The 654-nt window shown below is 46.0% G+C and carries 1 protein-coding gene; it reads left to right on the top strand.

Features of this window, described 5'->3' with window-relative positions; genetic code table 11:
* The coding region (ansA, locus tag R7Z47_RS25190; RefSeq protein WP_318130809.1) for an asparaginase at positions 1–654 on the top strand (654 nt) is incomplete at both ends.

The raw sequence follows: 654 nt of genomic DNA, 5'->3' as shown, positions 1-654 counted from the left end.
GTTCCTATCGCTGGCTTTATGGAAAAACAGCTTGCCAGCATGCCGGAATTTCACCGTCCAGAGATGCCGGAATACACTATCCACGAATATGATCCTCTTATCGACTCATCAGATATGACACCAGCAGACTGGCAACAAATCGCTGATGACATTCGTGACAACTACGACAAGTACGATGGTTTCGTTATTCTGCACGGCACTGACACGATGGCTTACACCGCGTCGGCTTTGTCTTTCATGCTAGAAAACCTGGGTAAGCCAGTTATCGTTACTGGTTCTCAAATTCCTTTGGCTGAACTACGCTCTGATGGTCAAGCAAACTTACTAAATGCTCTGCACATCGCAGCAAACTACCCAATCAACGAAGTCACCTTATTCTTCAACAATCAGTTGATGCGTGGCAACCGCAGCACAAAATCTCATGCTGACGGCTTTAATGCATTTACGTCACCAAACTTGCCGCCACTGTTGGAAGCGGGCATCAACATTCAGATTAGCAACAGCATCAAGGTGAACGCGCAACCTGAAGGTGAATTCAAAGTTCACAACATTACTCCTCAACCAATCGGTGTGATCACAATGTATCCGGGTATTTCGCATGAAGTTATCCGCAATACCTTGCTTCAACCGGTGAATGCGATGATTTTGCTAACC

The organism is Vibrio sp. 1641, from assembly GCF_033339995.1.
Lineage (GTDB): Bacteria > Pseudomonadota > Gammaproteobacteria > Enterobacterales > Vibrionaceae > Vibrio > Vibrio alginolyticus.
The sequence above is the reverse complement of the archived record's forward strand: the minus strand, read 5'-3'. Positions and strand labels throughout refer to the sequence as shown.